Source organism: Alteromonas hispanica, from assembly GCF_010500915.1.
In the GTDB taxonomy this organism is placed as follows: domain Bacteria; phylum Pseudomonadota; class Gammaproteobacteria; order Enterobacterales; family Alteromonadaceae; genus Alteromonas; species Alteromonas hispanica.
Genome location: NZ_JAAAWP010000002.1, coordinates 170434 through 186682, shown reverse-complemented (window position 1 = coordinate 186682; position 16249 = coordinate 170434). Strand labels below are relative to the sequence as shown.

Sequence of the window (16249 nt, the reverse complement as noted above, 5' to 3'; positions counted from 1 at the left end):
AAAGTTAGTGGAAAGCTAAATACAAGCTGGAAATGGCAGAAAGGGTTTTCAGAGGAAAGTACAAATATGGTGTTGTGTTCGATAACCTTTTTTTGACTGGCTACAAAAAAGCCAGTGATCAAACTATGTTTAATTACTGGCTTGTAACAAAGATATAAAGCACCGGGTCACTACCCCCTGGCTTCATCCTCGCCTAAGTCGGCGGATGATAAAGATTACCCTAGAAGCTGTAACGCGGCTTGTGGACGTTGATTAGCCTGAGATAATACAGTAGTACTAGCCTGCTGTAAGATCTGATTACGCGTCAGGTTAGCAGTTTCCGTCGCAAAATCAGTATCTCTAATCTGCGAACGCGCAGCAGAAACATTCTCCGAGATGTTGCTCAAGTTACGAATGGTTGACTGAAAACGGTTTTGAAGCGCACCTAAAGTCGCGCGTACGCTTCCGATACCTGATATAGCAGTATCTACAGCAGCCATTAGCGCAGAAGCATTACCGGCGTCCAAGACATCCCCCGTAGCAATGCCTAGACCAGTAGCACTAAAACCACCTACATCCAATTTCGCTGAAGACAAATTCACTGATATTGTCTGGCCTTCATTTGCACCAACGAGGAAGGCCGCAGAGAAGCTTCCACTCAGGACATCCACACCTGCAAATTCTGTATCAGTTGCAATACGTGAAATTTCGGTTCTCAAGGCCGCAACTTCTTTTTGAAGTGCTTCTCTATCAGAATCGCTGTTTATACCGTTTTGTGACTGGATTGCCAAGGTGCGTATTCTTTGAAGTGCTGTTGTTGTTTCTTCGAGCGCCCCCTCCGCTGTTTGCGATAGTGAGATTGCATCGTTTGCATTTCGAACCGCTTGGTTCAGACCTTGAACTTGTGAAGTCATTCGCTCTGAAATCTGTAAGCCTGCAGCATCATCAGCAGCACTGTTGATGCGAAAGCCTGACGACAAACGCTCAAATGACGTATTCAAAGAATTGCTAACATCAAATAACTGACGCTGGGCATTCAATGAGGATACATTGGTATTGACGAACATAGACATAAAGTCTCTCCTACACTCTCAGTCCAGCGTGCGCTGGCTGTCGGATTTTCCGACGTTTTGTTTTAGTAGCCATCAACACCTGAGGGGTAATTGATGAACTGGCTCTCTCACAAACTGTATCGACACTATGTAAATTCCCTTTAGAAAAAATTACGATTATTGCCGATAGGAGGAAATTAGTTGCCGTCAATGCTATGGTTTTAACAATATAAATCAGAGAGTTTTGATAAGAGAATCGATGTGATAAATAACTTGAAAACAAAAAATATAAAACGCATATCGCGCTCAGCCGAACACGCAGCATTTACAGATTTATGTGAAAACCCGTTTGATAGTACTTCTTCATCATTACTTTGCGTTTACAGAGAAGCAGATACACATGTCAGCCCCAACGGTAAAATAGTGTTGTGCGAGATTGATAAAAAATCTATGACGTCTAACACCCTACAAGAATTGCAAATACCAGGAAGTGACCTGCGAGATCCCAAGTTCTCGTTTGATGGAGAATGCCTTTTCATCACCGCTTACGCAAAAACCTTGCTAGACAATGGAAGTATCTCTCGCCACATGGTGAGTTATAGCTCCACAAATGGTAAGACCTGGTCTGCCCCTAATCACTTTGGAGATGATGCTTGGTGGATTTGGAATTGTGATAGGTATAAGTCATATTTTTACGGCTTTGCCTACAACCGAGCAGCTGAATCAATCAGCTTATACAGGGGTAATCTTGATAACTCTATGCATTGCTATAGAGAAAATGTGTTTGGCTTAGAAAAATCCGGAAAGGGCTATCCCAACGAGAGCGCGCTGTTATTCGACGGTCAAGGAAACGCCAATGTTTTTTTACGACGCGATGCAGATACTTTCAGTGCACAATTTGGATTTTCTCCACCTCCCTATTCTGATTGGGAATGGCATGATTTAGGAGTTTATATTGGAGGTCCGGCAGCGGCAAAACTGGAAAACGGAAACTTTTTGGTGGCCGGAAGACACGTCGATTGGGACAGTGAAAGTTTTTCTACAAGGTTATGGCATTTTAATACCAAAACGAAAACATTGTCAGAGTTAGTCACTCTGCCAAGCGGTGGAGACACTAGCTATCCAGGGTTGGTTATTAACGACGATATTCTTTATGCCTCGTATTATTCTAGTCATATTGATGGGCAATCACGTGTTTATCTCGCAAAGTTGTGCGGAGTCAAGTCACTGAATACTACAATATGACACTGGTTAGAAACTAGGCAAATTGCCTAAATAAGCATAACTTTTACGCTATTTAATGATATAGCTATTGATTTATCACTTAGTTCATTTTGCTTAAAATGTTGGCTCTCGCTAGATGAAGTTAAACAGCGATAGGTTACTCACTTTAGGGAAAGTAGCTAGCGCTGCATTAAGTGCAGTTTCTTGCTTAGCAAACTCAGAAGACGCTTCCGCGTAGTCAACATCTTGAATTGAAGAGCGCGATGCTTTTGCGGCTATTTCCATGTCGAGATTCGTCTCATAAGACGATTGTGCAATATTCAAACGACTACCAATTGACGCTCTTTCAAGAGACAACCTCTCAAGACCATTATCTAGCCCAACGAGAGCATCTGCTATCGATTCTTGTAAAGCGCTATTATCGATTGTGCTATCAAGCAGGATTTCCTGAATTTCATGGATAGACTGTGCCATGCTTTTCTTTTCTGGCGTATCGAGTGAGAAATCTATGCTATTGCCTGGCACAGCAGTGGCATTAAATTCCATGCCTTTTATGGTAAAGGGCTGACCAGAGGAAAAACCAACTGTATCCACCACGGCTCCCGTTCCTTGATTAACGAGCTCTGCTTGCCCACTAGCTAAAAAATTAACGCGATAATTATTATTTGCGGGTGTTACAGGGTCATAATTCTTATCAAAAAACGTATCAAAGGTACCCTGTTCTTTTACAGAGGCGCTTTCTAAACTCGTAACAGAATTACCGGTTACAGAAAACTTGAAACGAGAAAGTACATTTTCAAATACTTCATACCCATTACTTGTTGATTGGATTTTAGAGCTATTCGATAACTGAATGAAACTCACACCAGCATCTCCTGAAAAGGATATTGCGTTTCCGCTAGCCGCTGGATTAAATGTAAATGCCTGATTTCCAGATTGGTATCCTGCGTATAGGTAATTACCATCAGCATCTTGTGTGTTCATTAAATCAAACACTTCTAACTTTATTTGCTCTAACTCAGCGCCAATAGCTCGCTTATCAGGATCGGCTAAAATACCATTACCAGATTGAACAATAAGGGTTCGAGCTCTGTTAATTGAGTTTGTAATATTGGTAAGCACAGCTTCTTGTTGTTCAAGAGAACCAGTCACCAAGTCATTATTTCGTTGAAACTGAGTAAGTTCATCAATTTCTTCCGTCAAGCGAAGCACCTTCGCAGCACCTACAGGGTCATCACTGGGTGTAATGATACGATTTCCCGACGCCAACTGCTCTTGGGTCTTAGATAGCTCTCCCTGATTATTCATGATAGAGCGGATATTTTGATCATAAATTTGGTTTGTCGAAATGCGCATTTTTTAACTACCTCGCAGACTGTAATATGGTGTTAAAAAGCTCTTGTGCTGTCGTGAGAATGCGGGCTGCAGCGGCATAGCTTTGCTGATACTTTATTAAGTTAGCAGCTTCTTCATCTAAACTTACCCCAGAGACAGACTGAAACCAGTTCTCTGATTGCACTTGCATTGCCTCTGCAGAAGCTAAGGACACTTTTGCCATAGATGCATCTTGACCAATTCTTCCTACCATTGACGCGTAGGCATCTTGAAAGGTTCGTTGTGTATTCGATGCCTCGCTACTCACTTGAACAAGGTTCTCGTTTTGTAGTGCTGCTAAATTTAATGCGTTACTGTTATCGTTAAATCCATCCGTGTTGTACTCCATCGAAAAGCTATCCCCTGCTCTTGGCACACCATCTAAACTTAGGTCATAACCGGGGGCAGGGGTTATGCCAGCTTGGCTTATAAGGTTGTTTAAATCAGAAATGCCCGACACCGATGCTACTACAGAACCTGTGCCATCAATTACGTCATAGGCGTCCGCAGCAGTGAAACGAATCTGCGCAGGGGCAGTACTTAGTAATCCACCTGCACCGTCAAAAGCTGAATTTCCAACCTCTGTATTGTTCACCGAAACATTCACAACATTGGCATCACCGAGGTTTGTATTATCGGCTTGGCCGCGAACGGGTGTAGCGAACGCAAGATCCTCAGGTCGAGTAGTGTTAAAGTCGATTTTTGACGCTATAGTTTTCGTAGGTTGAATCAAGAACTCGTTGCCAACCGTGTAACTAGAAGGTCCTGAGAAATCTACTTCTATTCCACCAGGTAGCTCATTAAAGCCCGACGACACCGCAAAATTGGAAAATACGACATCGTTGCCTGAGCCATCTTTCTTTGGCGTACCGTCAGCGTTTAACAGCGTGATTTCAATTTCTGAAGGGACACCAGCCGATACCGCTCTTACTTCAACCTTGTAATCTGCATCCGTTAATTGCGAGCCCATTCCCTCGGTGACTTGTGCAGTGACAATATAATCACCATTAGTGTCTTCATATGCTAAGCCTCTGAATGTAGGAATATCAAAAATATTGCCACCCAACTGGCCATCTAGGTCCATACCAAGTTTATTTTGTTGGTTCATCGAGTCAGCAAACGCTACGGATAGTTGCCCTACATCACGCATCGTTGGCCCAAGCACTTCATTTCTGTATTTGAACAGGCCGCCTAAGGCTCCGCCTAAATCACTTTCTTGTACTCGCAAAGAGGCATCGCCTTTGGTCTGAGAACCAAAATTAGTCTCAAGAGCTAACTGCTTTAGCGATAAATCTGCATTTGTGTTGACTTCAAATAAATTGAATGCCCCGTTATCTAATACCAACGACTCCCCTGAGGTGAGATTAATTGTTATAGCACCGTTCTGCGATTGACTCTCTTTTACATTAATTCCTATTATTGATGACAACTCATCAACTGCCTTATCGCGTTCATTAAGAAGCGCGCTGGGTTGGTCGCTTGTACTGTTACCGTTGGCAATTACAATGTTTCCATTTAGGTCGCCAATATTGCCAATTAGGGTATTTGCTCTGTTTACTAAAGACGTGAACTCTAGATTTAGCTCTTCCTCTTTTTCAATCATGTAATCGGAAAGTGTTCTCATACGCTGAAGTAGAGATTCAGATTTGCCCAATACTTGCTCTCGAGATGCTAAATTTGTTGGATCATCAGCAGCAGTTTGCAGTGCTGAAAAGTATTCACTCAAGCCTTTCGAAATTGAATTAGCATCTCCAGCAAGGAGAGTATCGATTGCTGAAGCTTTTGAAGAAAACGCCTCTAATTCGCCTACCGCAGTAATATCTCTGCGTAGCTGATTTTGCGCAAAGACGTTGATAACTCGCTCTGTGTTTCCAATTTCAACACCAAAAACTTGACTGTTATTTAGCTCAGTGCGCTCGCGAACATAGCCAGGTGTGTTGACATTTGCAATGTTATTACTGGTTGTTTGCAGCAACTTTCCGCTGGCATTAACACCGCTAGTGGCAAGGGAAAATAAATCTACTGAACTCATATGTTTTATCTCCCTTATTTCGGCGGTACGAGGGTGTTAAGTCGTTCGCTGTTATAAACAGCCATAATCTTATCCGCGTATTGCGGATCCGTAGCGTAACCTGCTTCTTGCAGCGCTCTTGTATACCCTTGTGCGTTGTGACCAGTTTTCACCGCATCACTGTAACGTGGTTGGCTGGCAATAAATCTACCGTAGTCATCCATTGCCTCCCCTATAGACTCGTATGATCTGAATGCCGCTTTTTGCTTTTGCGGTATCAAACCATTAAATTCAAGGGTATCAACAACGGCTTGCTCGCCTTTCCAATCGCTGCTCGCTTTTATTCCAAAAAGGTTGTGCGAGCTTTTACCGTCTGCCGAATGGATAACAAATTTTCCCCACCCAGTCTCAACTGCAGCTTGAGACACAATGGCTTTCGCATCTAAACCATACTTTGCTGCTATTTTTTCCGCATGAGGCATTAGCGACTTTACAAACTGCTCAGGACTGTCAAACATCGCATCTTTATGTGCGCTCTTTGTACCTACTGAGTGCGAATCTAGGGCTATGTCTTGAGCATGTGCAACAAATTTTGCTCTATCTGTATTTAGCGATGAAAGGTTGCCATCACTACGGATAACGCTTGCTGGCGTGTAGCTATCTTCAGTGCGCCCTAATTGTTTTACAATTACATCTGCTAATCCCATACCACCGTTTGCGGTAAGGTCGGTGGCTAACTGCTGGTCGTGCATATCACGGTAGAACTTTACCTGCTGAGAATTGAATGGGCTGTCTTCATCAGCTAGCGCATCTTGCGCCTTACGCATCGACTTAAGCATCATCTGTACAAAAATCGCTTCAAACTGTTCTGCTGCTTCTTGCAAAACAGTTTCATCGCCCGACGCAATGGCTTCGCGCATCTTATTGATACTGCCCATGTCGTGAACGTTGCGAGCCATATCTAGCTGGCCTTTCGTACTGAGTGAATCCATTAGCTATTACCCTTAAATGATAATCAGTTCACCGCGCAACGCGCCGGCTTGTCTTAATGCTTCTAGGATTGCCATTAAGTCGCCCGGCGCTGCGCCTACTTCATTAACCGCTCGCACTAGCTGATCAAGCGTTACCCCAGGTTCAAACTTAAACATGCGACTATCCGCTAAATCTACGTCTACAATGGATTGTGTGGTAACTGCTGTCTCGCCGTCGGCAAATGCATTAGGCTGAGCTACTTGCTGATTTTCAGAAATAGTTACAGTAAGCCCGCCATGTGTAATAGCCGCTGGTAAAAGCCTGACTTCACTGCCAATGACGATGGTTCCCGTACGGCTATTTATCACCACGCGGGCGGGAGCATCTGCTGGTGTGAACTCGAAGTTTTCTAATGTGGCTAAAAAGCCAACTCTCTGACCGGCATCGCGAGGGGCTGTTACTCTTACCGATGCAGCATCAATGGGAGTAGCAATAACGTACCCACTTTCAGGGCTTGCGCCTAAACGCTCGTTAATTGTGTCTGCCAAAGACTTAGCCGTAGTGAAATCAGGGTAATGTAAGTTGAGTGTTAATGAATCGCCGTTGGCAAAACCACTTGGAACTGCTCGCTCCACCATTGCACCATTTGGGATTCGTCCCACGGTTGGCGTATTGACGACAATTCGTGAACCGTCTCCACCCTCGGCACCAAAGCCGCTAACCACAAGGCTACCCTGCGCTACCGCATAAACTTCGCCATTTACACCGCGAAGAAATGTTTGTAATAAAGAGCCACCTTGAAGGCTTTTCGCTTCACCCACCGACGACACTGTCACGTCAATGGTTTGGCCTGGCTTGCTAAAAGCAGGTAGTTCGGCATGCACGGCAACGGCTGCCACATTTCGGACGTTTGGCCGAATATTAGGGTCCATCCTAATGCCAAAATTAGCCAGCATCGTTCTAAAGCTTTGCTCGGTAAACGGGTTCTGCTCACCGGTACCTGGAAGTCCTACAACCAAACCGTAGCCAATAAGCTGGTTAGAACGGACGCCTTGGATAGACGCAACGTCTTTTATTCTTTGCGCACTCGCCGCGCCTGAAAGACCTGAAAGACATAATGCAATAATGAGAACCACTAAAGAGCGCATAACAAAACCCACCATATTAAAGAGGCCACCAAGGAGAAGAGAAAAACTTCGCTAACCAGCCCTTTTCTTGCGCACTAGCAAATGAACCAGTACCGCTATATTGAATTCTTGCATTGGCAATACGAGTAGACTGCACTTGGTTATCGGGGTCTATGTCGAGAGGTCTGACTATTCCAGTAAGTCGAATGTATTCATCTCCGTGGTTTAGGGTCATCCACTTTTCTCCCCTTACTACAAGGTTACTGTTAGGTAATACATCTACCACAGTAACGGATATGCTACCTTGAAGACTGTTAGTTTGATTAGCTGCGGCGTCTCCAGCAAAGTCATTAGAGCCATCAATGCCAAGTTGAATTGATTCGGAGCCAATATTTACCGCATTGCCTCCAAGACCAATGATGGGATCAAGCTCGGCAGAAGTTTCTCTCGACGTTGTGGTATTTGCGGACTTTGTAGCAGCAGTATTTTCACTCAGCACAACGGTGATAATGTCACCGATTTGGCGCGCAGTAACATCTGAATAAAGGCTTCTCGCTAAATGTCCACGGAACAAGGAACCATCCTCTATGATAGTTTCTTTCGGATAGTCTGGAATAATAGGGGCGTAAAAAGGATCATTCGCTTGTACTGGTTGCTCTGGAGTACTCTCACACCCAGATAGCGTAGCTAATACAACAAGAGCAAATAATAAGAAGCCAAAACGATGCATAATAAGCACTCCTACAACTGCTGAATAACTTGTCCGAGCATCTGATCCACTGATGAAATAACTTTCGAGTTCATTTCATACAGACGCTGGCTCTCAATCAAGTTAACCAATTCTTCAGTCACATTTACGTTAGACGTTTCAAGCGCACCTTGCGCTAACATTCCAAGCCCCTGAAGCCCAGGAACGCCTCGCACCGGAAACCCACTAGATACTGTTTCTGCATAAAGGTTCTGACCTATAGGCTGTAATCCCGTGGGGTTCACAAAATCAGCGATATTTATCTGACCTAACTGTTGAGGTTGCGCTTGCCCGCGAATACTCACGCTTACCTGACCATCTTGAGAAATAGTAATCTGCTGTGCATCTGGCGGAATTGTAATTTGAGGTTGAAGCAAATAACCGGCGCCAGACGTTACAATTTGTCCTTGATCATTTAGACCAAACTGTCCATTACGACTGTACGCTGTTGTGCCATCGGGCTGCAAAATTTCGAAATAACCACGTCCTTGAATAGATAAATCTAACGCATTATCTGTGGTAAGCAGGTTTCCTTGTGTATGAGCCTTCTGTGTTGAAACAACTTTCGACCCAGAGCCTAGCATGAGGCCTGAAGGCAGCTCGGTATCCGCAGATGAACGTCCGCCAGGCTGGTTAATGTTCTGATAAAGTAAATCTTCAAACACGGCGCGATCTTTTTTGAAACCTACCGTAGAAGCATTTGCTAAGTTGTTAGAAACCACAGACACATCGGTTTGAGCGGCATCTAATCCGGTTTTACTAATCCACAGTGCTGGGTGCATGTTAACCTCCAAACAACGCGACATTGCGCGCCATTATTTATCAAAAATAAGAGTGACTATAAAATTCGCAACATCATGTTGCCGCGGGTATCGAGTTCTTCCGCTTGCTTCATTACTTTAACTTGCAGCTCGTAGTGACGCTGCAGACTGATCATATCTACCATTTCTTCAACGGCGTTAACGTTAGAACCCTCTAACATGCCAGACATGACTTTTACATTGGCTGACGGGTCTGCAACCGAACCGTCTTTCATATGAAATAAACCGTCTGTGCCTCTTTCCATATCGGCATAGTTAGGACTAACAAGTTTAATTCTGCCTACCGTTTCTATAACGTTAGCCGGCGCCCCAACCTGTCTCATAGATAGTGTACCGTCCGTTGCAATAGTAAGGTTATCTAATGGCACCGGAAGAAAAAGTGGACCGTTATCACCTAACACAGCCCGCCCGTTTACGTCTGTCAATATTCCGTCACTACCCAATTTGAAGTTGCCGTTTCGAGAGTAGGCTTCTTGACCGTTTTCATCTTGAACTGCAAACCAACCGTCGCCCTGTATCGCTACATCTAAATCGCGATCGGTTTTAATCATCGGACCTGATTCATAATTGTTTGACGGACTCTCTGTCATTGAAAAAACGCGGGTAGGCAAACCTTCGCCGTACGCCGGCATTGCTCTAGCCTGCTCTAGCTGAGCACGAAAACCTGTCGTTTGCGCATTGGCTAAGTTATTAGAGCGAATCCCCGTTGCCATAAGGTCTTGAGACGCACCGCTAGCTGCAATATAAAGAAGTTTATCCATGACTGACTTTTGACTCTGTTCAAACCATACACAGATATTGCAAAGGAAGTGCCACTTTGTTTTACTTTAGATAAGGAGTGACAAACAGGAAGAGGTCACATTGTTTTACAAAGAGATTTTTGTAAAAAAGCCGTAGATGATATCTACGGCTTTTTTTACTTTGGAAGAGCAACTTACTTAGGAAAAGCAACCCACAAAAGCTTTTCTCTTCAGAGTTAGAAATCAGCAAATCATAGATTAGGCGATTATCTAATATTCAGAATTGTCTGGTTGAGCGAGTTGTTAATCTCAAGCGCTCTAGAGTTTGCCTGGAAGTTCCTCTGAGCAATGATCATATCGATAAGTTCGGTGGTTAAGTTAACGTTTGCTTGCTCAAGAGAAGATGAATTAATTTCACCAAATGTTCCCGTGGTGGCTTCGCCCGCTAACGCTTCGCCCGACAAAATACTCTCTTTCCACTGAGTTCCACTCTCCTGCGTTAGACCTTGCTCGTTGGAAAAGCGAACTAGTGCAACTCGTACAATAGGCTCTGATGTACCGTTTGAGAATGTCGCTCGTACCAAGCCATCGGGACCAATATCAATACCGGTTAGACGTCCAACCGGCAGGCCGTCCTGCTCAAGTGACGTTACTTCGAAAGCAGAAGCAAATTGAGTTGGCTCATTTGGCGTGGCGTTATTCACATCTAAATTAAAATCTATGCTTATCTGTTGACTCGGGTCAGAACCGTTAGCAAGAATTATTGGCCCTAGTGCCTCAGTTTGCATTTTAAAGTCTAGGGTTGGAAGTCCGTCAGGCGTCTCCATTCCGTTGAAGTCACCACCTTGAGAAAACAACAGTTTTGAAGCAGTTACTGCATTACCTGTATTTCCGCCAACAGAGTTTACCGCGGTGGCAGGGTCGGTATCTGCCCCTGTTGAGTCGGTCATATCTACCAATTGATCATCAACAGCTGTTACCACATACCACTCATTATCTGCGGTAGGCGCACTATCTTTAATGAAGTAATACGTCATTACATGACTATCGCCTAATGAGTCATAGACAGTAACAGACGTTGCTGCGTTATACGTCAGTGGATCCTGTGGATCAAAATCCTGAGGATCCAAACCAACATCTCCTGCAGGTAAATTCATTCGAATATCCACCTCTGAGGTTTGTTGAGGCGAACCAGATGAATCAGGGATCCGAACAGGCTCGGTGGTACTCAACGCAACTGAAGCGCTTGTTCCGTCGGCGTTTACTGGAAAACCAAGCAGGTTATCACCATTACTATTTACAACGAAGTTATCGTCATCTAGTTTGAATTGGCCCGCGCGAGTAAAAGAGAAGTCTCGAGATGTAATCTCTGGCACAGTGGCAAAAAAGCCATTCCCTGTTATAGCTAAATCAAGAGATGTATTGGTAAACTGTAAGCTGCCCTGTGAAAACTGTTGCGCAACCTCTTGCGTGAGTACACCATCACCGACTTTGGTTTTACCGCCAGCAAGCAGTGATGCTGCATACACATCCCCAAACTCAGCTCTGGATTCTTTAAAACCTACAGTATTCACGTTTGCAATGTTATTGGCTGTGACATCCAAATCTTTTTGCGCGGCCGAAACGCCGCTCAGTGCAATATTAAAAGACATTATTTGTTCTCCTACTAACTGCCGATTTGAATGACGTCGTCGAGATTAATACTGACATCACCATCCAAATTCAAAATTACGCCCTGCCCGCTACCGGCCAGACTTACGCTACCTACGTGACGGTTTACTGCTGTATTAAGCTGTACACCCTCACCGTTTACCTCGCCCGTGGCGCTAATAACATACTCACCAGGCTGCATAGGGTTGCCACGTTGATCTCTGCCGTCCCAGTCAAACTGAATATTACCGGCGGTCTGAGTACCAGCATCAATGGTTTTTATAACTTCACCAAATTGGTTTTGGATAGTGATAGTCATATTCTGGACCGTTTCTTCATTTACCACGACACCAGAAATCCCACTTGAATCATTCGCCATAAAGCCAACATTGCCTTGTACAAGCACGTTCTGACCTATAAGGCTCGATGCTTGGAGTGCTTGGTTTGACGTCATAGAAGAGGCAAACGATTCAAATTTCTCATTGAGCTGAGAAATCCCGTCGGCCATAGTGAACGACGTCATCTGCGCTACCATTTGATCGTTATCAACCGGCTTAGTCGGGTCCTGATTAGCAAGCTGCTCTGTAAGCATTGCGAAAAAGTCTTCCTGATTAAGCTGCTGCTCGGTGCCATCCGCAATTTTTACCTTCTCTTCTTGCCAGTAGAGGTCGGTGTTAAGCCCGGTATTATTAATTGTGTTCACTGGTTTTTCCTCACGTTAACCAAACGGCACATTACTGTCCTTGCCCTAACTGTAAAACACGGCGGAATATGCGTTTCGTTGTATCAGCTACCTGAACATTCGTCTCGTAAGCCTTCGAGGCTGACATCATGTTAGCCATCTCCTCGACAATGTTTACATTTGGTTTATAGATATAACCTTCAGCATCAGCCATCGGATTGTTTGGCGAATATTCCACTTGTAGCGGTGCGTCACTCTCTACAATACCTTTAACCTCAACGCCCACGCCTTTTGATTGGTCTCTCATTGCATCTTGTAACGCAGAGGCAAAAACTGGATGACGAGCACGATAAGTTTCTTCGTAACTACTGCTCACTGAATTTGCGTTGGCAATATTGCTTGCAGTGGTATTAAGACGGACGTTTTCCGCCTCCATTCCCATACTTGATATCTGCATAACATTAAATAAACTCATTGCTACTGCCCTCCTGAGCCAAGTGCTTTTTTCATGCCTTTAACCTTTCCATTCAAAAATTCTAGGCTGGCTTGATAACGAAGCCCATTGTCTAAAAAACGGTTTCTCTCAGACTGAACTTCAACCGTGTTGCCATCGCCTGTGTCAGGCTGGGTTGGAATGCGATACTGCATGTCGAAATTTGCCGCTACCGACGAAGGATTGCCGCTTAAGTGGCGTTCATTGGTGCGTACCAGCCCACCACTACTCTTATGTTTGCCTTGAACACCTTCGTTCATGGCCGACTGCATTGCTTTGTTAAAGTCTATGTCTCTTGCTTTATAACCAGGGGTATTTGCATTGGCGAGATTGCCAGATATGACCTCCATCCGCTCAGTACGTATTTTCAGTGCTGATTCATGGAACCCAACTAATTTGTCTAAATTGATCGCCATATGAAATGACCCCTGCTGTTCAAACACCTCTGCTAACTAAATTGTGATCGATTGTCAGTTAGCGTTTTAGTGAAAGAATTAGCAAACAGAATGCCATGTTGAATAATTGACGATATAAAAAGTAGAATAAGAAGTGATAGGAAAGGATAAAAGTGCTTAAATTTCAGCAATAAAGCACTTTTATTTTTTCTGATAATAGAGACCTGGCTGACATTTCACCATAGAGTATATTTCGCTTGCCGAACTTATCGACTCGGAAGCGCCAAGGAAAAGGACACCTTTGGGCTGCAGTTGACCGGCAATTTGTTGCAGGATCCGCTGTTTGACATCAGCAGAGAAATAAATCAATACATTACGACAAAAAACGATATCAAAACGCCCCAAGGCCGCGTAGCTCGATAACAGATTGAAGCTTTTAAACGTTACCATGCGCCTGACTTCAGGCTTTATTTGCATTCTGCCCATTTCATGTTGCTGAAAAAATGCCTGTCGCCGCTGAGGAGATAAACCGCGAGCTAAAGAAAGCTCATCGTAAACGCCAAGTTCGCATTTTTGAAGCATCTCAGACGATAGGTCGGTGGCAACAATGTCAACACTACCACGTAAAATACCAGGTCGCTGTCGTTGAAACTCTAAAATCGACATAGCAATCGAATAGGGTTCTTGCCCTGACGAACAGGCCGCGCTCCAAATTTTTATATGTCTATTTGTTTTGGCGAGGCTGGGCAATAATTCTTTGACCAAAAGATCAAAGGGATAGTTGTCGCGAAACCATAAGGTCTCGTTAGTTGTCATAGCGTCAATAACGCTTTGAAGCAATGCACGGTCGTGCCCACGCACAACCACATTGATCAGCTCGTCGGCAGAGTTATATTTAAACTTGTAGAGTAATGAGGCAAGTCGGCTCCGCACCAGGTATTGCTTGTTCTCTCCAAGCACAATCCCGCATTGTTTCTCTAAAAACTGTCTAAATTTCAGGTAGCTTTCTGGCGAAACATCTTTGTTAATCAATCCGTTGGTGCTCCGTTATTCGCATTCAGTCATTAACCACTTTTGAACGGCAGTAGCCAACTCGTCAGGATGGAATTTAGCGATGAAGTCATCTGCTCCCACTTTTTGAACCATAGCTTGGTTAAATACACCACTTAGCGATGTATGAAGAACAACATGTAGCTTTTGCAGTTCTGGAGTGTTTTTAATCTCGGCAGTAAGCGTATATCCATCCATCTCTGGCATTTCAATATCCGAGACTAAAACCCCCACTCGCTTGGTAATATCGCCATACTCTTCGGCAATCTCTTTCAATCGCTTAAGTGCTTCAAGCCCGTTTTTAGCTAGCTCGATTTCGAGACCCAGTGACGTTAGCGCTTTTTTAACCTGATTTCTGGCTACTGTAGAATCATCAGCTATGAAAATAATCTTATTTTCTTGCCCTTCAGTGGTTAACCCTTCGGCAACCTCAGAGCTTACCTCTGCGTTTAACGGAGAAATTTCATTGAGTATTTTTTCAACGTCGAGGATTTCAATAAGTTCGTTTTCGACTTCAGTTACCGCAGTAAGATAGCTTGCTCTTCCGCTGCCTTGCGGGGGCGGCATGATGGCATCCCAATTAGTATTAATTATGCGCTCAACAGCGCCCACTAAGAACCCTTGAACCGAACGATTGTATTCCGCGATAACGATAAACGCGTTAGATAAATCTTCAATTTTTCGCCCCTTCGTTGCCATACTCAAATCGATTACCGAAATAGTCTGACCACGAATGTGCGCAATGCCGCGCACTAAAGGATTGAGTTTTGGCATAGAGGTTAACGGAGGACATTGAAGAACCTCTCGGACTTTAAATACGTTTATACCAAAACGCTGGCGACCGTTTAATCTAAATAGCAATAACTCTAAACGATTCTGCCCCACAAGCTGTGTGCGCTGGTTAACTGAATCTAAGATCCCCGACATAAGTCACCTCTAGGTAATTCTGGGCATGAACATTGCGTCATGAACATTACATCTTTGTATTTCTATACAAAATAGACAATATCATTTGGTTTTTGCAGATTAAACGACAAAAAAATGACAGTAGCGTTAACAACTCTCAAAAGCAACTGTCGGTAAAACCCGCGTTTACCTCTTAAGCATAGCCAATAACTCACGAACTGAACACGAAAAGTCACAATGAAAAAACAAAATAGTAAAAGTCATGTAAGAAAACTCGCTGTTTGTGCACTTTTAGTATCAAGTGCCGCAACGAGTGTAATGTCATTTTCCACTTTCGCGATGGAAAATTTGCATCGCGTTGTAGAAAACGGCGCTCGTGAATATCTAATCACGCAACTATCTGAAAATTCGCAGGATACTAACATCGATGTTGCCATAGTAAAAATAGACGATAGGATAAATATCCCTGAGTGCTCTGCCGGATACCGCTATCACACTTCAGAAGACGCACTGAAGCAGTCCTACATATCGGTGCGCGTGAGTTGTGAAACCAATGATTGGTATTTGTTTACTAGCGGCCAAGTATCGAGAACAAAAGATATTGTTGTTACCAGCGGGGCAGTAAGCCCTGGTACAGTTTTATCGTCGTCGAATTTAACAATGGCGAGCGTGGATGTTCGTCAACTCCGTTACACGACGTTCACAGAAATTGACTCGCTGGTAGGCGCTAGAATGAAGAGGCGAGCGACAAATGGCCAAGCAATCCAAGCAAATATGCTTTGCTTTGTATGCAAAGGTGACCGGATCACCATTTCTGCCGAAGTAGGTAAAATGAAAGTGAGAACTGCGGGTATCGCACAGCAAGATGGCGTGGTTGGCGATAGTATTCAGGTACTTAACGCAAGCTCTAAAAAGACTGTTATAGCCAGAGTCGCCAGTACAGAGAAAGTCGTGATACAATTATAAAATTAGCATAGAAAAACTATCCTTTTTGCGCTATTTAAAGCTAAAGATAACGGGGCTTT

16 protein-coding genes are annotated in these 16249 nt (G+C 44.0%); 2 read left to right on the top strand and 14 right to left on the bottom strand.

The window, feature by feature from the left end:
* Positions 1-215: 215 nt before the first annotated feature.
* Positions 216-1052 (bottom strand): flagellin N-terminal helical domain-containing protein, encoded by an 837-nt coding sequence (locus tag GTW09_RS03765; protein ID WP_163110202.1) that lies wholly within the window; start codon positions 1050-1052, stop codon positions 216-218.
* A 240-nt stretch (positions 1053-1292) separates the two neighbouring features.
* On the opposite strand from GTW09_RS03765, the gene GTW09_RS03760 reads away from it, so the two are divergent.
* Positions 1293-2276: a hypothetical protein gene (locus GTW09_RS03760; protein ID WP_163110200.1), complete on the top strand. Its 984-nt coding sequence runs from the start codon at positions 1293-1295 to the stop codon at positions 2274-2276.
* A 111-nt stretch (positions 2277-2387) separates the two neighbouring features.
* On the opposite strand, the gene flgL is transcribed toward GTW09_RS03760, so the two are convergent.
* The 13 genes from flgL to GTW09_RS03695 form a co-directional block, all read right to left on the bottom strand.
* Positions 2388-3611, bottom strand: coding sequence for a flagellar hook-associated protein FlgL (flgL, locus tag GTW09_RS03755; protein WP_163110198.1), 1224 nt, complete (start codon positions 3609-3611; stop codon positions 2388-2390).
* Between the two features lie 7 nt (positions 3612-3618).
* Entirely contained in the window at positions 3619-5661 is a 2043-nt protein-coding gene (flgK, locus tag GTW09_RS03750) for a flagellar hook-associated protein FlgK (protein WP_163110196.1), read from the bottom strand.
* Between the two features lie 14 nt (positions 5662-5675).
* Positions 5676-6632, bottom strand: coding sequence for a flagellar assembly peptidoglycan hydrolase FlgJ (gene flgJ / locus GTW09_RS03745; RefSeq protein ID WP_163110194.1), 957 nt, complete (start codon positions 6630-6632; stop codon positions 5676-5678).
* A 12-nt stretch (positions 6633-6644) separates the two neighbouring features.
* On the bottom strand, positions 6645-7760 hold the full coding sequence (locus GTW09_RS03740; protein ID WP_071981255.1) for a flagellar basal body P-ring protein FlgI: 1116 nt from the start codon (positions 7758-7760) through the stop codon (positions 6645-6647).
* Between the two features lie 16 nt (positions 7761-7776).
* On the bottom strand, positions 7777-8469 hold the full coding sequence (gene flgH, locus GTW09_RS03735) for a flagellar basal body L-ring protein FlgH (RefSeq protein WP_163110192.1): 693 nt from the start codon (positions 8467-8469) through the stop codon (positions 7777-7779).
* Positions 8470-8480: 11 nt separating this feature from the next.
* Positions 8481-9269: a flagellar basal-body rod protein FlgG gene (gene flgG, locus GTW09_RS03730; protein ID WP_071979697.1), complete on the bottom strand. Its 789-nt coding sequence runs from the start codon at positions 9267-9269 to the stop codon at positions 8481-8483.
* A 56-nt stretch (positions 9270-9325) separates the two neighbouring features.
* Entirely contained in the window at positions 9326-10069 is a 744-nt protein-coding gene (gene flgF, locus GTW09_RS03725; protein ID WP_163110190.1) for a flagellar basal-body rod protein FlgF, read from the bottom strand.
* A gap of 245 nt (positions 10070-10314) precedes the next feature.
* Positions 10315-11700, bottom strand: a complete 1386-nt coding sequence (gene flgE, locus GTW09_RS03720; protein WP_163110188.1) for a flagellar hook protein FlgE — start codon at positions 11698-11700, stop codon at positions 10315-10317.
* Positions 11701-11714: 14 nt separating this feature from the next.
* Entirely contained in the window at positions 11715-12401 is a 687-nt protein-coding gene (locus tag GTW09_RS03715) for a FlgD immunoglobulin-like domain containing protein (RefSeq protein WP_163110186.1), read from the bottom strand.
* 31 nt (positions 12402-12432) lie between these two features.
* Entirely contained in the window at positions 12433-12855 is a 423-nt protein-coding gene (gene flgC / locus GTW09_RS03710) for a flagellar basal body rod protein FlgC (RefSeq protein ID WP_163110184.1), read from the bottom strand.
* A 2-nt stretch (positions 12856-12857) separates the two neighbouring features.
* Entirely contained in the window at positions 12858-13289 is a 432-nt protein-coding gene (flgB, locus tag GTW09_RS03705) for a flagellar basal body rod protein FlgB (protein ID WP_163110183.1), read from the bottom strand.
* 180 nt (positions 13290-13469) lie between these two features.
* Positions 13470-14300, bottom strand: coding sequence for a CheR family methyltransferase (locus tag GTW09_RS03700; protein ID WP_071979703.1), 831 nt, complete (start codon positions 14298-14300; stop codon positions 13470-13472).
* 15 nt (positions 14301-14315) lie between these two features.
* Positions 14316-15245 carry a chemotaxis protein CheV gene (locus GTW09_RS03695; RefSeq protein ID WP_071979704.1) on the bottom strand — a complete coding sequence of 310 codons (930 nt, stop codon included), beginning with the start codon at positions 15243-15245 and terminating at the stop codon, positions 14316-14318.
* Positions 15246-15461: 216 nt separating this feature from the next.
* On the opposite strand from GTW09_RS03695, the gene flgA reads away from it, so the two are divergent.
* Positions 15462-16190, top strand: a complete 729-nt coding sequence (gene flgA, locus GTW09_RS03690; RefSeq protein WP_163110182.1) for a flagellar basal body P-ring formation chaperone FlgA — start codon at positions 15462-15464, stop codon at positions 16188-16190.
* Positions 16191-16249 lie beyond the last annotated feature (59 nt).

Excerpts from the sequence above, each read along its gene's own strand:
- flgK (WP_163110196.1), bottom strand. The coding sequence starts at position 5,661 with ATGAGTTCAGTAGATTTATTTTCCCTTGCCACTAGCGGTGTTAATGCC.
- flgC (WP_163110184.1), bottom strand. The coding sequence starts at position 12,855 with ATGAGTTTATTTAATGTTATGCAGATATCAAGTATGGGAATGGAGGCG.
- flgE (WP_163110188.1), bottom strand. The coding sequence starts at position 11,700 with ATGTCTTTTAATATTGCACTGAGCGGCGTTTCGGCCGCGCAAAAAGAT.
- flgB (WP_163110183.1), bottom strand. The coding sequence starts at position 13,289 with ATGGCGATCAATTTAGACAAATTAGTTGGGTTCCATGAATCAGCACTG.
- GTW09_RS03695 (WP_071979704.1), bottom strand. The coding sequence starts at position 15,245 with ATGTCGGGGATCTTAGATTCAGTTAACCAGCGCACACAGCTTGTGGGG.
- GTW09_RS03765 (WP_163110202.1), bottom strand. The coding sequence starts at position 1,052 with ATGTCTATGTTCGTCAATACCAATGTATCCTCATTGAATGCCCAGCGT.
- flgH (WP_163110192.1), bottom strand. The coding sequence starts at position 8,469 with ATGCATCGTTTTGGCTTCTTATTATTTGCTCTTGTTGTATTAGCTACG.
- flgF (WP_163110190.1), bottom strand. The coding sequence starts at position 10,069 with ATGGATAAACTTCTTTATATTGCAGCTAGCGGTGCGTCTCAAGACCTT.
- GTW09_RS03740 (WP_071981255.1), bottom strand. The coding sequence starts at position 7,760 with ATGCGCTCTTTAGTGGTTCTCATTATTGCATTATGTCTTTCAGGTCTT.
- flgG (WP_071979697.1), bottom strand. The coding sequence starts at position 9,269 with ATGCACCCAGCACTGTGGATTAGTAAAACCGGATTAGATGCCGCTCAA.
- flgA (WP_163110182.1), top strand. The coding sequence starts at position 15,462 with ATGAAAAAACAAAATAGTAAAAGTCATGTAAGAAAACTCGCTGTTTGT.
- flgL (WP_163110198.1), bottom strand. The coding sequence starts at position 3,611 with ATGCGCATTTCGACAAACCAAATTTATGATCAAAATATCCGCTCTATC.
- flgJ (WP_163110194.1), bottom strand. The coding sequence starts at position 6,632 with ATGGATTCACTCAGTACGAAAGGCCAGCTAGATATGGCTCGCAACGTT.